Origin of the sequence: Eoetvoesiella sp., assembly GCF_035555955.1 — a bacterium.
Lineage (GTDB): Bacteria > Pseudomonadota > Gammaproteobacteria > Burkholderiales > Burkholderiaceae_B > Eoetvoesia.
The window spans coordinates 1-16,219 of record NZ_DATMGA010000014.1 but is presented as its reverse complement, the minus strand read 5'-3'; the positions used below and the strand labels follow the sequence as shown (position 1 = coordinate 16,219).

At 65.0% G+C, this 16,219-nt stretch carries 16 protein-coding genes; 5 read left to right on the top strand and 11 right to left on the bottom strand.

The features are described 5' to 3' along the window. The first annotated feature begins 96 nt into the window (after positions 1–96). A complete protein-coding gene (locus VNT00_RS03455; protein WP_325584547.1) occupies positions 97–831 on the top strand; it encodes a 16S rRNA (uracil(1498)-N(3))-methyltransferase in 735 nt (244 codons plus the stop codon). 30 nt (positions 832–861) lie between these two features. On the opposite strand, the gene VNT00_RS03450 is transcribed toward VNT00_RS03455, so the two are convergent. From VNT00_RS03450 to VNT00_RS03435, 4 genes are all read right to left on the bottom strand, one after another. Beyond that, positions 862–1,329 carry a barstar family protein gene (locus tag VNT00_RS03450; RefSeq protein ID WP_325584545.1) on the bottom strand — a complete coding sequence of 156 codons (468 nt, stop codon included), beginning with the start codon at positions 1,327–1,329 and terminating at the stop codon, positions 862–864. After that, a complete protein-coding gene (locus VNT00_RS03445) occupies positions 1,329–2,522 on the bottom strand; it encodes a patatin-like phospholipase family protein (RefSeq protein ID WP_325584543.1) in 1,194 nt (397 codons plus the stop codon). Before VNT00_RS03445 ends, VNT00_RS03450 begins: the two co-directional genes overlap by 1 nt. Positions 2,523–2,527: 5 nt before the next feature. Beyond that, entirely contained in the window at positions 2,528–4,825 is a 2,298-nt protein-coding gene (locus VNT00_RS03440) for an NADP-dependent malic enzyme (RefSeq protein WP_325584541.1), read from the bottom strand. A gap of 81 nt (positions 4,826–4,906) precedes the next feature. Then, complete coding sequence (locus tag VNT00_RS03435; RefSeq protein WP_325584539.1) at positions 4,907–5,833, bottom strand: hypothetical protein; 927 nt, start codon at positions 5,831–5,833, stop codon at positions 4,907–4,909. A gap of 150 nt (positions 5,834–5,983) precedes the next feature. On the opposite strand from VNT00_RS03435, the gene VNT00_RS03430 reads away from it, so the two are divergent. Further along, positions 5,984–7,150, top strand: coding sequence for a pyridoxal phosphate-dependent aminotransferase (locus VNT00_RS03430; protein WP_325584537.1), 1,167 nt, complete (start codon positions 5,984–5,986; stop codon positions 7,148–7,150). Between the two features lie 90 nt (positions 7,151–7,240). Here VNT00_RS03430 and VNT00_RS03425 read toward each other — a convergent pair whose 3' ends face one another. Then, positions 7,241–8,140 carry a lytic transglycosylase domain-containing protein gene (locus tag VNT00_RS03425; RefSeq protein WP_325584535.1) on the bottom strand — a complete coding sequence of 300 codons (900 nt, stop codon included), beginning with the start codon at positions 8,138–8,140 and terminating at the stop codon, positions 7,241–7,243. Positions 8,141–8,336: 196 nt separating this feature from the next. Here VNT00_RS03425 and VNT00_RS03420 point away from each other — a divergent pair, with 196 nt between their 5' ends. After that, a complete protein-coding gene (locus VNT00_RS03420; RefSeq protein ID WP_325584533.1) occupies positions 8,337–9,881 on the top strand; it encodes a UbiD family decarboxylase in 1,545 nt (514 codons plus the stop codon). A 100-nt stretch (positions 9,882–9,981) separates the two neighbouring features. Here the strand turns inward: VNT00_RS03420 and VNT00_RS03415 are convergent, their stop codons facing one another. From VNT00_RS03415 to dacB, 6 genes are all read right to left on the bottom strand, one after another. Beyond that, positions 9,982–10,338 carry a hypothetical protein gene (locus VNT00_RS03415; RefSeq protein ID WP_325584531.1) on the bottom strand — a complete coding sequence of 119 codons (357 nt, stop codon included), beginning with the start codon at positions 10,336–10,338 and terminating at the stop codon, positions 9,982–9,984. Then, positions 10,335–10,748: a phage holin family protein gene (locus tag VNT00_RS03410; protein ID WP_325584529.1), complete on the bottom strand. Its 414-nt coding sequence runs from the start codon at positions 10,746–10,748 to the stop codon at positions 10,335–10,337. Before VNT00_RS03410 ends, VNT00_RS03415 begins: the two co-directional genes overlap by 4 nt. An 11-nt stretch (positions 10,749–10,759) precedes the next feature. Further along, complete coding sequence (locus VNT00_RS03405; protein WP_325584527.1) at positions 10,760–11,074, bottom strand: ElaB/YgaM/YqjD family protein; 315 nt, start codon at positions 11,072–11,074, stop codon at positions 10,760–10,762. A gap of 102 nt (positions 11,075–11,176) precedes the next feature. Further along, complete coding sequence (locus VNT00_RS03400; RefSeq protein ID WP_414650877.1) at positions 11,177–11,938, bottom strand: hypothetical protein; 762 nt, start codon at positions 11,936–11,938, stop codon at positions 11,177–11,179. Between the two features lie 132 nt (positions 11,939–12,070). Continuing rightward, entirely contained in the window at positions 12,071–12,709 is a 639-nt protein-coding gene (gene upp / locus VNT00_RS03395; RefSeq protein ID WP_325584525.1) for a uracil phosphoribosyltransferase, read from the bottom strand. A 117-nt stretch (positions 12,710–12,826) separates the two neighbouring features. Next, positions 12,827–14,293 (bottom strand): D-alanyl-D-alanine carboxypeptidase/D-alanyl-D-alanine endopeptidase, encoded by a 1,467-nt coding sequence (dacB, locus tag VNT00_RS03390; protein WP_414650876.1) that lies wholly within the window; start codon positions 14,291–14,293, stop codon positions 12,827–12,829. 272 nt (positions 14,294–14,565) lie between these two features. Between dacB and queA the strand changes: the two genes are divergently transcribed. After that, positions 14,566–15,603 carry a tRNA preQ1(34) S-adenosylmethionine ribosyltransferase-isomerase QueA gene (gene queA / locus VNT00_RS03385; protein ID WP_325584523.1) on the top strand — a complete coding sequence of 346 codons (1,038 nt, stop codon included), beginning with the start codon at positions 14,566–14,568 and terminating at the stop codon, positions 15,601–15,603. Beyond that, a partial coding sequence (locus tag VNT00_RS03380; protein WP_325584521.1) for a tRNA guanosine(34) transglycosylase Tgt occupies positions 15,600–16,219 on the top strand: 620 nt, incomplete at its 3' end. The genes queA and VNT00_RS03380, both read left to right, overlap by 4 nt.

Genomic DNA, 16,219 nt, shown 5'->3' with positions numbered 1-16,219 from the left:
ACCACCTGAGCTGACATTCCCCTGTCACCAGGGCAAGCCTCTGCAAAACGGGCCAAAACCCTTACACTACTTCCACCCTGACATCCAGACCCGCATATGGCCGCACCTCGCTTCTTCTGCCCTGTTCCATTGCATGCCGACCAGCTCATCGAATTGCCGCAGGAACTCGCCCATCACGCCTTGCGCGTGCTGCGCCTGAAGCCCGGCTCGGCCATCGTGCTGTTCGACGGCCTGGGCGGCCAGTACCCGGCTCAATTGATCGCCGAAGGCAAAAAAGGCTATGCCCGGACCGGTGCCCACCAGGCCGTCGAAGCGGAACTGCCGGGCGAAATCCGCCTGGTGCAAGGCCTGCCTTCGGGCGACAAAATGGACTGGGTCGTGGAAAAAGCCGTGGAACTGGGCGCCGTCCGGATAAGCCCTATCGCCGCCCAGCGCAGCGTGCTGCAGTTGAACGCCGAGCGCCTGGCCAAGCGCCTGCTCCATTGGCGGCGCATTGCGCAATCGGCCAGCGAACAGTGCGGCCGCAACCGCATCATGGCCGTCGACGCGCCGGTTTCGCTGCGGGAGTATCTGGCCCAGGCCAACCACGCGGAACAGCTGACCTTGCTGTGCCAGCCCGAGGCGCCGCAAACCCTGGAAGCCGCGCTATCGGCAAGCCAAGGCCCCATCGCCCTGCTGGTGGGGCCCGAAGGCGGCTGGTCCGACGAGGAACAGGCCGAGGCCGCCCGCCAGCCGATCCTGCCGGTTCGGTTCGGCAACCGTGTTCTACGCACGGAGACCGCCGGGCTGGCGCTGATTTCGGCCGTATCCGCCCTGAAACGCTGGATCTGACCAGCCAGGCCGCCCTATTTCGACTACTGCCTATTCGGCTTCGCCGCCCGAGTATGGCGTTGGCGCCACTCCGGGTTCGGGGTCGGGATGCTTGCCGGCGTGCTCGACGGCAAAGGCAAAGCAGCGCCCATTGTTCCTGGCGAATTCGGCCACGTCCTCGCAAACGCTGACGATGGCCTGCGCATCGTCGGCCAGGGCGGGATCGCCGGAGTGCAGGTTATGAAACCACAGGAACAACCCGCCTTTCTGGTCGAGCACGGTGTCGCAAAGGCAGTCGTACAAAGCGTCGAGATCGCTGCCGAAGAACTCGGGGTAGTCGATGGCCTTGACGATGGCCCGGAGAACCGCCGAGCGGCTGCGCGCGCGATCGCACTCGACGCTGAAAGCCGTCATGCCCAATTCCTGAGCATGCTCAAAGGCCTCGTCCTTGTGAGTCCGGGAAGCATCCAGTAAACCGCCTTTCTGCATTTTTTTTTGCAACGCCTGTGCCTGGGTCATTATTGCGTCTCCTTGAAAAACGCTTTGACTTCTTCCGTACGTTTCATGCTGTCGGTTCTTCCCAACTGAATCAATGCCTGTGTGTAACTGGCTTCAAACAATAAATACGATACCAGCGCCCCTCCTGTTTCAGTGCCCGAACCCGACGATACACCGAGAACGCGAAAAAGTGTACGGGCCGCCCGGGGCATTTCGTCCAGATGCTCGAGAGCCAGTTCGTCCAGCGAGCGGCTGGGCGTGATGGCGAACGTGGTGATCGGCCGTAGCGACTGGGACTGCATGGTATCCGAAGGCAGCAAATATAAAAGCTCGTTGATGCGTTCGAGCCGCTCTACATCCATAGACAGCCCATCCAGGAAAATGTTCGATAAAGCGTTGCCGCTGATTTGCGCCAGGCTGGGATAAGGAGAATCCAGCCGGCGCGACTCGGCATGCGTATCGTCCCGATGCCCGGTGCCGATGACGAACACCTTGGTGGCCCCCAGGTGGATGGCCGGGCTGAGCGGCGCCAATTGCCGCATGGATCCGTCGCCGCACCACTCGCAGGCCCCTTGCACCAGAAGGGCCTGCGCCGGAAAGACGAAGGGAATGGCGCTGGACGCCAGCAGGTGGTCGACGCCGATGCGGCTGGGAATCGCGCGCCGGAGCGAGCGCGTCCAGGGCAGCAGCGGCGTATTGGACTGGTAGAAGATAAGATGCTCGCCGCTGATGTAGGCCGCTGCGGTGATAGCCAGCGCCTCCAGGCAGCCGCGCTCCAGGTTCTGGCCCAGCCGGCCGAAATCCAGCGACTTGCTCAATAGCTCGCTCAGAGGCTGGTTGTCGAGCAGGGAATGCGGCTGCTGGCCCCGGCGCGTGGGCAGCGCCCAGCCCAGCGCCAGCATGCTCAGCCACTGCAGGCCGTTCCGGAACAACGAGGCGGGATCGGCCCGGTACACCATGTCGGTGTGGATGTTTTCCCATAGATAACGCAGCCGCTCGGCGGCCTCGTGCGGAGCATTGGCACGGCAGGCCAGCGCCGCCGCGTTGATGGCGCCGGCAGAGGTGCCGCAGATAATGGGGAATGGATTGGGAAAGCCATGGCTGTGCTGCGGGTCGAGGATATCCAGCACCCCCGACAGCACGCCGACCTGATAGGCGGCCCGCGCTCCGCCTCCTGTAAGGATCAGGCCTATCGACGGCTTCCGGGCGTCCATAGGCCCTAGGAGTTGTTGCGCGGCATATTGGCGTCAAGCACGGTCAGCGCGGCCATGTTCACGATGCGCCGTACGGTGGAGCTTGAAGTCAGGATATGCACGGGCGCATTCAGGCCAAGCAGGAAGGGGCCGACCGCCACATTGCCGCCCGCCCCCGTCTTGAGCAGGTTGTAGGCGATATTGCCGGCGTCCACGTTGGGGCAGATGAGCAGGTTGGCCGCGCCCTTGAGCGTGGTGGAGGGCAGGATGCGTTCGCGCAGGGCTTCGTCGAGCGCGCAATCGCCGTGCATCTCGCCGTCGACCTCGAGCTCGGGAGCCTGGGCGCGGATGAGACGCAGCGCCTCGCGCATCTTGGGGCCCGACGACGAACTGTCGGTGCCGAAATTGGAGCGCGACAGCAAGGCGATCTTGGGTTCGATATTCAGACGGCGCATTTCAGCGGCCGCCTGGATGGTGATTTCGGCGATTTCCTCGGCGGAGGGATTGTCGTTGACGTGGGTATCGGCCAGGGCGATGGTGCGCTCGGCCAGCAGCAGGATGTTCATGGCGCCGTATGTCTTGACGCCCGGGGCCTTGCCCAGCACCTGGTCGACAAAGCGCAGATGATCCTGATAGGCGCCGACGGTGCCGCATATCATGCCGTCGGCATCGCCCAGATGCACCATCATGGCGCCGATCAGCGTAAGGCGCCGGCGCATTTCGACGCGCGCCATTTCCTTGCTGATGCCCCGGCGGCACATGATTTCCCAGTACGTGGTCCAGTACTGATGGAAACGCTCGTCGTAGTCGGGATTGGTGACGTCCACGTCCTCGTCGAGGCGGATGCGCAGGCCGAACTTCTTGATGCGATCGGCCAGCACCGAAGGCCGGCCGATGAGGATGGGCCGGGCGAGTTTTTCGTCGACGACGATCTGCACCGCCCGCAGGACGCGCTCGTCCTCGCCTTCGCTGAACACGATGCGCGACTTGCCGCCCTCGCGAACCATGGACTTGGCGGTGGAGAACAGGGGCTTCATGAACGAACCCGAGCGGTACATGAACTGCTGCAGTTCTTCGGCGTAGGCGCCGAAATCCTTGAGCGGGCGGGTGGCCACGCCGTCGTCCATGGCCGCGCGCGCCACGGCGGGCGCAATGCGCACGATGAGGCGCGGATCGAAGGGCTTGGGAATGAGGTATTCAGGCCCGAACGACACGCCGTAGGTGCCGTAGGCGGCGGCAACCACGTCGTTCTGCTCTTCCTGGGCCAATTGCGAGATGGCATTGACGGCCGCCTTTTCCATGCCACGGGTGATGGTGGTGGCGCCGACGTCGAGCGCGCCGCGGAAAATGTACGGGAAGCACAGGACGTTGTTGACCTGGTTGGGGTAGTCGGAACGCCCCGTCGCCATGATGATGTCGTCGCGCACCGCGTGGGCGTCTTCGGGCAGGATCTCGGGCGACGGATTGGCCAGGGCCAGGATGACCGGCCGGGCGGCCATGGTTGCAACCATTTCGGGCTTCAGCACGCCGCCGGCCGACAGGCCCAGGAAGACATCGGCGCCATCGACGATTTCGGCCAGCTTGCGGGCCGGCGTGTCTTGCGCGAAACGCGATTTTTCGGGGTCCATGAGCACGGTGCGGCCCTTGTAGACCACACCCTCGATGTCGGACACCCAGATGTGCTCGATGGGCAGGCCCAGGTCGACCAGCAGGTCCAGACAGGCCAGCGCGGCCGCGCCCGCCCCCGATACCGCCAGCTTGACGGACTTGATGTCCTTGCCGGCCACCTTCAGCCCGCTGAGGAAAGCCGATGCCACGCAAATGGCCGTGCCGTGCTGGTCATCGTGAAAGACGGGAATCTTCAGGCGTTCGCGCAGCTTGCGTTCAACCGTGAAGCATTCAGGCGCCTTGATATCTTCCAGGTTGATGCCGCCAAAGGTCGGCTCGAGGCCGGCGATGATGTCAACCAGCTTGTCGGGATCGGTCTCGTTGATTTCGATGTCGAAAACGTCCAGCCCGGAGAACTTCTTGAACAGGACGGCCTTGCCCTCCATGACAGGCTTGGAAGCCAGCGGGCCGATATTGCCCAGGCCCAGCACCGCCGTGCCGTTGGTGATGACGCCGACCAGGTTGCCCCGGCCGGTGAAGCGGAATGCATTTTGCGGATCGCTGACGATTTCTTCGCACGCCGCGGCCACCCCCGGCGAATAGGCCAGCGCCAGATCCCGTTGATTGGAAAGCTGCTTGGTTGGCGTGACCGCAATTTTTCCGGGGCGCCCCGACTCGTGATACTCGAGCGCGGCTTTGCGAAGATTCTCGTCCATGGTGACTTCTACAGTAAGAAAGTGAAATAGGTAGTCATTCTATCTCGTCGTGTCCTTCCGGTCATGGGAATACGGCAAGAATCAAAGATCCTGCCCGGGGTGCGGGAAAACGTCGCTCGGATCGAACAGCGCCTTGACCCGGACGTCCAGCTCGATGGCCTGCGCCCACAACACGTCGTGAGGCGCCTGGCGGCCCAGCGAAAAACCCATGGGATCCGGAGCGGCCGCCTCGGACAGCGCCGCTTCGTCCAGCACGACCCATTCCAGCCAGCCCAGGTCGCCGCCATGGCCCAGCAGCAGGTGCGAGAGATTGACGGTATGGCCCGGTTGCGGCATCAGCGCATCCAGGCGGTAGCGCGCCGACCAATGCGGCTCCTGGCGGCAGGCCTGGGCCTCGGTGGAGCCCGTCAGCGTGAAAAGCCCGGAAACCAGTGTTTGCAGCGCCAGGCCGTCCAGCGGCTGGCGATTGTGCTCGCCGAAGGGCCCCAGCGTGGCCTGGGTGCCGTCGGCCAGCAGGACGCAGGCATGCGCAACGCCCGACCGATGCGTGGCGCCCGATTCCCAGGCCTGCAACGAGCGGTCGGCCAACCACGCCGCCACCGTCAGATAGCCGGGCAGTCCGGCAAACTCCTTGAGCCCGGCCGCTTCCAGGTCTCCAAGCAGGCAGCCCGGCTGCACGAACCACTTCGAGGCATCGTTGGGCAGACGCTGGCATTGCGTCAGATGGCTTCCCAGCTCTACCCACAGCACGGATTGATGCGACTGGCTGGCGGCCTGGTTGACGCCGTCCAGCGCCAGCACCACGCCATGTTCGGCGCACAGCGCGCGCGCATGGTGCAGGTCGGCGGCATTCAACGGGGTAAGCCGGGCGCTGCCGACTCCGTCGGACAGGCCGTAATCGAGGAAACTGCCCGCCACCCGGCGCTGCAGGCCCTGGCAGAAGGCCGCCCACGGGCTTTTCGACGTGCGGCGCCCCATGAGGAACGCGCGGCGAGAGGAAAACTGCATGACCACCATCCATTAAGACCAACGATACCGGCGCGCGGCAAAGGCTATGCCAATACGCCACAGTGCATGCCCTGCCGGCAACAAAACACGGAAGCGGCGCCGCAACGGCTCTACAATGCATGTTTCGTTGCAACATTGCCAACCCTGCCTATGTCCCGCCTTGCTTCACGCACCGATCATGTGGTGCCATTCTACGCTGTGGAAGTCTTCAAACAAGCCAACCAGCTCAACGCGCTGGGGCGCGACGTCATCAGCCTGGGAATCGGCGAACCCGATTTCACGGCGCCCCCGCAAGTGGTCGAGACCCTGGCCCGCGCGGCAAAGGCCAGCCTCAGCGGCTATACCTCGCCGGCCGGTCTGGCCGTGTTGCGCGAAGCCATCGCACTCTACTACAAAGACCATTTTTCCGCCCAGGTCGATCCGGAGCGGGTCATCATCACCAGCGGCGCATCAGGCGCCCTGCTGCTGGCCACCATGGCCCTGATCAACCCCGGCGACGAGATCCTGATGCCGGACCCCTCGTACCCCGCCAACCAGAACTTCATCCTGGGCGCGGGCGGCATTCCCCGCCTCATTCCCTGCTCGGCCGAACAGCGCTTCCAGCTTTCCGCCCGGCACATCCGCGAGCATTGGGGGCCGGCCACCCGCGGCGTGCTCATCGCCTCGCCCAGCAACCCAACCGGCACCACCATCGCCTACGAAGACCTGAAGGAACTGGTGGCCGAGGTGCGGCAGCGCGGCGGTTTCATCATCATGGATGAAATCTACCTGGGCCTGTACTACGGCGACGTCCCGCGCAGCGCGCTGACCATCGACGACGACATCGTCATCATCAACAGCTTTTCCAAGTACTTCCACATGACGGGATGGCGGCTGGGATGGCTGATCGCGCCGGCCGACATGATCCCGGCCATCGAAAAACTGGCCGCCAGCCTGGCCATCTGCGCCCCGACCCTGGCCCAGCATGCGGCGGTGTCCTGCTTCGAACCCGACGTCATGCGCATCTACGAAAACCGGCGCCTGTCGTTCAAGCAGCGGCGCGACTACCTGCTGCCGGAATTCGAGCGCCTGGGCCTGCATGTGCCGGTGGCGCCCGACGGCGCTTTCTACATCTACGCCGACATCAGCCGCTATAGCGGCGACAGCGACGCGTTTTCCCATCAGTTGCTGCACGAAGCCAGCGTGGCGGCGGTGCCGGGGCGCGACTTCGGACCGGCCCATGCCCGCCACACCATGCGCTTCTCGTACGCCACCGGCCTGGATCGGCTGCAGGAAGCCGTAAGCCGGATGGAAGGTTTTCTGGCGAAGCTGGCCTAGGGGCGGGCCAGCGCGGGCGGCGACACCGGCTCCCGATCCGCGCCCTTCCACGCACGCGGCAAGCCACATAAGCCGGCCGGGCGAAAGCTATCAGCGCAGCGGAATGCCCGACGCCAGGGCGATGCGCCGGCGCTCGGCCAGCACTTTGTTGCCGTAGCCGTTGTCGTCGGCCCCCGAAGCGCCCACGTAGCAGGCCAGGCCGGCCTGGACCGAGCCGCGCCGCTTGATGCAATCGGCCAGGATCTGCGAGCCGACGCGGATATTGACGATGGGATTGATGGCCGCATCGGCCGCATTGCCATAACGCGCGAACTTGTCCTTGTGCACGTCGGCCATGACCTGCATCAGCCCCTGGGCGCCCACATGGCTTTCCGCATAAGGGTTGTAGCGCGACTCGATGGCGATGACGGCCAGCAGCAGCTGCGGATCGAGGTTCAGTTCCTTGCCTACGGAAAACGCGGTTTTCACCAGCACGCCGGCCACGCTGCGCGCGATTTTGTACTTGCGGGCGATATAGCTGCGCAGGGCCTGCGCCTGAGCTCGCGTAACGCCCGGAATCTGCAAGACCTCGTTGCCGCGCGGCAAAATCGGCGCCAGGCCGCGCCGGCTTGGCGAGGCGGTTGCGCCCACGGCTGCCTTGACCCCCTCGCCCGCCGCGGCGGCGGCCTGCATCCCCGATGCCCCGGACTCCGTCTCGTTCCCGGCGGCCCCCCCCGGCGAAAGCGGCTCCTGCGGAACCCCCGCCAGATCCTGGTCGTAGCTGGTCAGCGCGTCATCGTCCTGCAGCGACACAGGACGCAGGCTGGCCAGAAGCGCCTCGTGCATCTGCCTGGACTGTTCGCGCAGCGACGGCACGGTAACGCCCAGAACAATCGTGACCAGCGCGGCGATGCCCAGGTAAACGGCCGCCACATGCACGACCTCGCCCAACTGGTGCCGGGCGGTGCGCAAGGAACGCTTGATCAGATTTTCCGAACTCCTGTCGGCCATTAATGCATACCCAATTAAAATAACGATAGTCGATGTTAACCTTAGACAGCCTTTTACACGAAAAACCCGGCTGGGGCCTGCCGACCCTCATCAACGCGGTCTCCCTGACAAGGGCCAGGTTCTGATGCGCGGCTCGGCCAGCCCAGGCACCGTGTGGGCATTCGGATCCACCCAACGCACACTAAGCGAGCTTTCCTTGAAATACCGTGACCTGCGAGACTTTCTCGCCCAGCTCGAAAGCCAGGGCGAGGTAAAGCGCCTTGCCGCCCCCGTATCGACGCGCCTTGAAATGACCGAGATCAGCGACCGGGTGCTGCGCGCCGGCGGCCCCGCCTTGCTGTTCGAGGGAGCCACCCACAACGGCGCCGCCGCTGCCATGCCGGTTCTGACCAACCTCTTCGGCACACCCAGGCGCGTCGCCATGGGCATGGGCGCCGACGACGTCGGCGCCCTGCGCGATATCGGCGAACTGCTGGCAACCTTGCGGGAACCCGAAGCGCCGCATGGGCTTCGCGATGCCTTCGCCAAGGTTTCCATGCTGAAATCAGCCTTGTGGGACATGAGCCCGAAGTCCATCAAAAGCCCGGCCTGCCAGGAAATCGTCCTGGAGGGCGACGACGTCGACCTCGGCGCCCTGCCCTTGCAATACTGCTGGCCGGGCGATGTCGCCCCCCTGCTTACCTGGGGCCTGGTCATTACGCGGGGGCCCAATGCCCGCCGCCAGAACCTGGGCATTTACCGCCAGCAGCTCATCGGGCGCAACAAGCTCATCATGCGCTGGCTGTCGCACCGGGGCGGCGCGCTCGATTTCCGCGATTACGCCCTGGCCAACCCGGGGCAGCCGTTTCCCATTGCCGTCGCGCTGGGCGCCGACCCCGCCACCATTCTGGGCGCCGTCACCCCCGTGCCCGACAGCCTGTCCGAATACCAGTTCGCCGGCCTGCTGCGCGGTTCGCGCACCCAGGTCGCCAAGGCCCTGGGCAGCACGCTGTCTGTGCCCGCCAGCGCCGAGATCGTGCTCGAAGGCCATATTCTTCCGGACGGCGACCCGCGGGCGCAGGCGCCGGCCATTCCAGAAGGTTCGCCGGGCCCCGCCAGCCGCGACTACGAAATGGCGCTGGAAGGGCCCTACGGCGACCATACCGGCTATTACAACGAACAAGACTGGTTTCCTGTGTTTACGGTCGACCGCATCACCATGCGCCGCAACCCCCTGTACCACAGCACCTATACCGGCAAGCCACCCGACGAGCCCGCCGTCCTCGGGGTGGCGCTGAACGAGGTCTTCGTTCCCCTGCTCAAGCGGCAACTACCCGAGATCGTGGATTTCTACCTGCCCCCCGAGGGCTGCAGCTACCGCATGGCGGTCGTTTCCATGCGCAAGCAATACGCCGGCCATGCCAAGCGCGTCATGTTCGGGCTATGGAGCATTCTGCGCCAGTTCATGTACACCAAATTCATCGTGGTCGTCGACCATGACGTGGACCCGCGCAACTGGCAGGAGGTGGTCTGGGCCATGACGACCCGCATGGACCCGGTGCGCGACACCGTGCTGGTGGAAAACACGCCCATCGACTACCTGGATTTTGCCTCGCCCGTGTCGGGCCTGGGCGGCAAGATGGGCATGGACGCCACCAATAAATGGCCCGGCGAGACCCAGCGCGAATGGGGCACGCCCATACACATGGATCCACAAGTCAAAGCCAAGGTCGACACCATGTGGGGCGAGCTGGGACTATGACGGCAGTTGAACAGGCCGGCACCGGCAGGCCATAAGCGCCCCCGGCTGTGCGCAACAAGCGGCGTTGCAGCGCCCGGGCGGCTTTCTGCCGGCCGCGTTCCTAAGAGCCCGCGGAACTGTCGTCGGGCCGGTTCAAATGGCGCGAAAGCTGCCAGCCCACCAGCAGGCCCGCCGCCACCTTGACCCAGCGCAGGCGCGAACGCCGGCCGCCAAGAATGGCCGAGACCCCCGACAGCAAAAAGGGATAGCGGCGCACGAAGCTCAGGCCGCTTAGCGCCCAATCAACAGGCCGGCTGCCGGCGAAAGCCGGCAAAGCCTCCCTGAAAAGGGTTTTGGGCGCCAGCGATGCCTTCAGCTCGTGGACGCTGCGCGCCAGATTATGCCTTTCGATGGCGGCGCGGGCCCGCAGCAACTCGATGCGGGCTGCGCGCTCTTCGCCGTTCAGCGCCTTTTTCATAGGCCGTCCTTGCGCGGTCGGTTCTCGCTGGTTTGCAGCGAATCGCCCAGGCGCTCGATAAGGCTCATGTCGCGCTTGAGCTCGTTGAGCGTCACGGCGAACGGCATGGGTTCGAACAACAGGGCACGCCGCACGGCCCAGAAAAAGCCCAGGCCCGCCGCCGCATACAAAAGGGCCAGCACGCCCAGCGCAATGTAGCGCTGCTCGGTCGGCCAGAAGTACAAGGCCACGGCAATGGAAAACACCAGCAGCGCCAGCGCAAGAAACAGCAGCGCGGCAAAAGCCATGCCCAATACCTTGACGAGGCGGACCTTTTGCTCGGAGGCCTCCAGGGAAAACAGCTCGAGCCGCGTGCGCACCACGGCCAGGAGCGTGGCCGCGGTATCGCCGACCGATTGCCTGAGCGCCATGGAAGGCCCGGCTATCGGCGGCTGATGAGCATGCCCACCAGCAGGCCCGTCAACCCTGCCACCCCGATGGCCTGCCAGGGATTGTCGTGCACGTAGTCGTCGGTGACGCGGGCGGCGCGGCGGCCTTTCGCCATCAGGGCGTCCTGCGTGTCGTACAACGCCTCACGCGTGCGGCGCAGCGACTTCATGGCGCGCTCGCGCAGTTCGCTGGCCTTCTCGCCGGTTGCATCGGCGGCTTCGCGCAGCAGCTTTTCGGCGTCGTCCAGGCTTTCCTTGACGTTTTCGATGAATTCATCTTCGTTGGCTTGCGTGTCGATTTTTGCCATTTTGCATCCCCTTTTAAAGGAAGTTGACCGTAAATTACCCGGTTGCCGGATAAGCTCATACTAGCTGATTCACATGAAAAAGTTTTGCTGCAAATCAAGGCATTACTGAATTCGCGTTACCTCCACGGTGGAGCTGACTCCATTTTGCACGCTTTCCTGCTTCATCACCATGTTCAGCGCGGGGCAGAACCAGTCGGTGACCGCCGACGTCATGGCGGGAATCGGCAGGACCAGGCCGTTGAACGAAGCGCGGGTGGCTTCGATGACGCGCGTATAGCTTATGGGCCAGCAGGCCTGGCTGCCGGACGCCGTCTGTATGGTCTTGCGGGCCCCGACCGTTTTCTCGCCGGTTCTGACGACGATGGGGTCGGCCTGCACGGCCTTGCGGTCGACGTTGATCTGGAACTTCAGGGCGGGAAAAGTCTGGCCCTGCCTGGAAACCGGCGTGCCATAGGCGAACAGGCCGAGCATGCGCAGGTCGAACTTGCCATTGACGGGAGAACGGCTTCCGTCGGCCTCGCGGCGCTCGAAGCTGGCCTTGCCGTTGCGCACGGTCAGCCAATAATCCAGCTTGGACGTGCTGGGCGGCATGCCCATGAGGCCTATGGACGTATCGCCCACGACGCGGGCCTCGCAATTGTCGGCGCCCTGCTTGCTGACGTTGGAAAACGCCAGGTTCGCCGCCATGGCCAACGCCCCCGAACCGCTCAGCTGCGCCTGGCCGCCGTCATGCATGAAGGGCGCGCTGCAAATGCCCGCCGTGGCGGGCGCCGCCAGAACCATGGATAAGAGCAAGGCCCCCACACTTGCCGCCAGGCGGCTGCCCGGCGCCATGCTTGCCGCGAACATTGCAATCTTACCCATTCATACCCATCCAGGAACAATCGAGAAATTTCATCGTAGTCCGCCGGGACGCGATGCGCCACACAAAACTTTAGAAAGTATGAGCAAACGTGAAGCCGGGCCGCCGGGCCGCTCCAGCCAGTTGGCCCTGCCCTACTCGACCTTCTGGCGCGTGCCGAAGATCCGGTCGCCCGCATCGCCCAGACCCGGAACGATGTATCCGTTTTCATCCAGATGGCTGTCGATGGAAGCCGTATAGATGTGCACGTCGGGGTGCTTTTCCTGGACGGCCTGGATGCCGGGAGGCGCGGCAACCAGCACCAGCGCCCGGATATTGCGGCTGCCGGCCTTCTTGAGCATGTCGATGGCTGCCACCATGGAACCGCCGGTCGCCAGCATGGGGTCGATGATGAGGGCCAGCCGCTGGTCCAGCCCACCCACCAGGCGTTCCAGGTAGGTATGCGCCTGCAGCGTTTCTTCGTTGCGGGCAATGCCCACGGCGCTGACCTTGGCGCCCGGCACCAGCATGAGAACGCCGTCCAGCATGCCGATGCCGGCCCGCAAGATGGGCACGACCGTCACTTTCTTGCCAGCCAGTTTCTCGACTTCGATGTCGCCGCACCAGCCCTGGATATGGTAGGGCTCCAGGGGCAGGTCCTTGGTCGCTTCGTACGTCAGCAAGGCCGCGACCTCCTGGGCCATTTCGCGGAAATTCTTGGTGCTCAGGTCGCCCCGGCGCATCAGGCCCAGCTTGTGGCGGATGAGCGGGTGGCGGATTTCGTGTATGGGCATGGCATAGTCCTGCTTATGGGGTGTTGTTATGCGCGCACGGCCGTTCGCATGCACAGTGCGCAGCCGAATAGTCTACAGGGAAGCCCGGGACGAATCCCTCCGGCCGCCCGCTCCGCGCTAGCGCTCGGCCAGCCAGGTGATCAGCGCGTCGTCGAAGGGCCGGATGGCCGCCGAGCGTTCGTCGTTGACCAGGCTGACCACAATATAACGCTTGCCGCTGGCGCCCAGCACATAGCCGGCCAGCGCGCGGCTATCGCGCAGCGTGCCGGTTTTCAGATGCGCCATGCCCCGCACGTCGTCGCCGCGCAGGCGGCGCCTGACCGTGCCGTCCACGCCCGAAATCGCCAGCGACGAGACGAACTCGGGCATCAGGGAGGAATGCCAGGCCACGTCCAGCATGCCCGCCAGCCCCTGCGCGGTCAGGCGGGAGCCGCGCGCCAGCCCCGCCCCGTTCACAATGGTCCAGCCCCCGGTATCGACTCCCTGGGCACGCAACAAGGCCATGGCGGCGCTTGCGCCGGTCTGCGGCGTCGCGCCAGCCCCGTTCTTCTCGGCTCCCAGGGTCAGCAGCAGAGTGCGGGCCATGACGTTGTTGCTTTGCTTGTTGATCTGGCGGATGGTGTCGGCCAGGGTTTCCGAGTCGTGCCAGGCCACGATCTGCGCCGAGGCGGGAACCTTGCCCGGGACAATGCCCTTGCCCAATGTGCCGCCAAGCTCCTTCCACAGCATCTGGAACAAGGCCGAGAAATTATCCGGCTGCGACAAGGCCAGGCGGTACACGCTGAACTCGCCGCAGGATCCGGCCGCGGTGCCGCTGACCTGGATGGTGACGTCGCTGCCCGTATGCACGACGTTGGTGCCTACCGAGGGCGAGCCCGGGCAGCGGGCATTGCTCCAGGCGATGTCGCCGCTGACCTTCACGCCCGCCAAGGGCGGATCGATGATGGGTATCCACTTGCGGGCCGAGGTATCGGGCTCGAACAACAGGCGCACCGCGCCCAGGTTCACCATCATGGCGTCGGGGCTGGCGTTGTACGGCCGGTCGGGAGCATCGTCGAACTCGCCCGGATCGGTGGCCACGGCGCCGAACATGGTCCGGTCGACCACCACCTCGGGCAGATTCTTGATGCCGCGCAAGCGCAGCTCGCGCAGCAGGGACCAAAGATCGGCCATGGTCAGGAAGGGGTCGCCCCCCGCCTTCAGGTACAGCGGGCCGCGCAGCGAGCCCTGCGCATCCACGCTGGCCCCGTTGCGGGCGTACATGGCGGTGCGCCAGCGGTATTCCGGCCCCAGGCCGGAAAGCCCCGACCAGGTGGTTACCATTTTCATGACGGAAGCCGGATTGCGCGGCTCCGCCGGATTGATGGACACCAGCCTGGGCCCGCCGATTTCCTGCACCACCAGCGACATGGAGCTTTCGGGCAGATGGGCCGCCTGGAACGCCTTTTGCAGTTCGGCGGGCAGGCCCTGCGCCGCCGCCGAAGCCATGTGCAGCGCCGCCGCGCATGCCGCCCCCAGCAGCAAACTGCGCAGCCCGCGCCCCATCTTGCCAAACGCCCTATCGCCCCGCCTGCATGAAACCATTTCGACACCGACTCCGCTGTTGACCGCCAAACCCGACAATAGCCGGACACCGCCTCTCGTGCGCCTGGCGTTCCCCGCCAGGGCTCGACCCCGCCCGGAAAACGGCTCTGGCGCATCCGCCCATCGCCCTCCTTGGCAAACCATGAGCATACCGAAAGACGCCTGCTTTGCGGAGGGCGTCAAGCAAAAATTCACGATGACGGCTTAAAATACCGCCAAACCCTCTCCATCCCGGCCGCGCCCGTGGCGCCCGCCCAACCCAAGATCACCGCGTGAACCCTTCGCTCCTGCTGTCCCAGTTCGACTACCACCTGCCCCCCGAGCTCATCGCCCAGTCGCCTCCCGCCCAGCGTGGCGCCAGCCGTCTGCTGCACCTGGACGGCCAGGGAGAGCCGCACGACAAGATGTTCGCGGAGCTGCCCAGCCTGTTGAACCCCGGGGACCTACTGGTGTTCAACGACACGCGGGTCATCAAGGCGCGCCTGCACGGCCAGAAGGACAGCGGCGGCAAGGTCGAGATTCTGATCGAACGCATTACGCAGCCCCATACGGCGCTGGCCCACGTGCGCGCCAGCAAATCGCCCAAGGCCGGCTCCCGCATACGCGTGGCGGATGCCTTCGAGGCCACGGTCCTGGGCCGCGAAGGCGAGCTGTTCGAGCTGGAGTTTCCCGGCCGCGTCCTGGACCTGCTGGACGAGCACGGCTCGACGCCCCTGCCGCCTTATATTACGCACGAGGCGGGGCAGGAAGACGACGAGCGCTACCAAACCATTTACGCACACCAGCCCGGCGCCGTCGCCGCGCCGACGGCGGGGCTGCATTTCGACCAGGCCATGCTGGACACGCTGTCGGCCCGAGGCATCCGGCAAACCTTCGTGACCCTGCACGTGGGCGCCGGCACCTTCCAGCCGGTGCGAGTGGAAAACCTGGACGAGCACCACATGCATTCGGAACGCTATTCAGTGTCGGCCGAGACCCTGGACCTCATCCGCGCCACGCGCGCGGCCGGCCGGCGCGTAGTGGCCGTAGGCACGACCAGCGTGCGCGCCCTCGAGGCCGCGGCCCAGCAGCCCGACCAGACCGGCCCGCTCGAGGGCGATACCCGCCTCTTCATTACGCCGGGTTATAAATTCGCCTACGTCGACGCGCTGATCACCAACTTCCACCTGCCCAAGTCCACGCTGCTCATGCTGGTTTCGGCGCTGGCCGGCATGGAACCTATACGACGCGCCTACGCGCATGCCATTCAATCCAGGTATCGCTTCTTCAGCTACGGCGATGCCATGTTCATAGAACCTTCCCGCCCATGACCGGACTGCAATTCGAACTCCTGGCCACCGACGGCGCGGCCCGCCGCGGCCGCGTCACGCTCAACCACGGCGTGGTGGAAACCCCCATCTTCATGCCTGTGGGCACCTATGGCAGCGTCAAGGCCATGCTGCCGCACGAGCTAAAAGAAATAGGCGCGCAGATCATCCTGGGCAACACCTTCCACCTGTGGCTGCGTCCCGGCACCGAGGTCATGGAAAAGCACGGCGGCCTGCACGGCTTCATGCAGTGGGACAAGCCCATACTGACCGATTCGGGCGGCTTCCAGGTCTTCAGCCTGAACGGCCTGCGCAAAATCACCGAGGAAGGCGTGAAGTTCGCTTCGCCCATCGACGGCGCGCGGCTCTTCCTGACGCCCGAGGAATCCATGCGCATCCAGCGCGCGCTCAATTCCGACATTGCCATGGTGTTCGACGAATGCACGCCCTACGCCATCGACGGCCGCCCGGCCACCGCCGACGAGGCCGCCCGCTCGATGCGCATGTCGCTGCGCTGGGCGCGGCGCTCGCGCGAGGCGTTCGACCAACTGGGCAACCCTAACGCCCTGTTCGGCATCGTCCAGGGCGGCATGTTCGAGAACCTGCGCGACGAATCCCT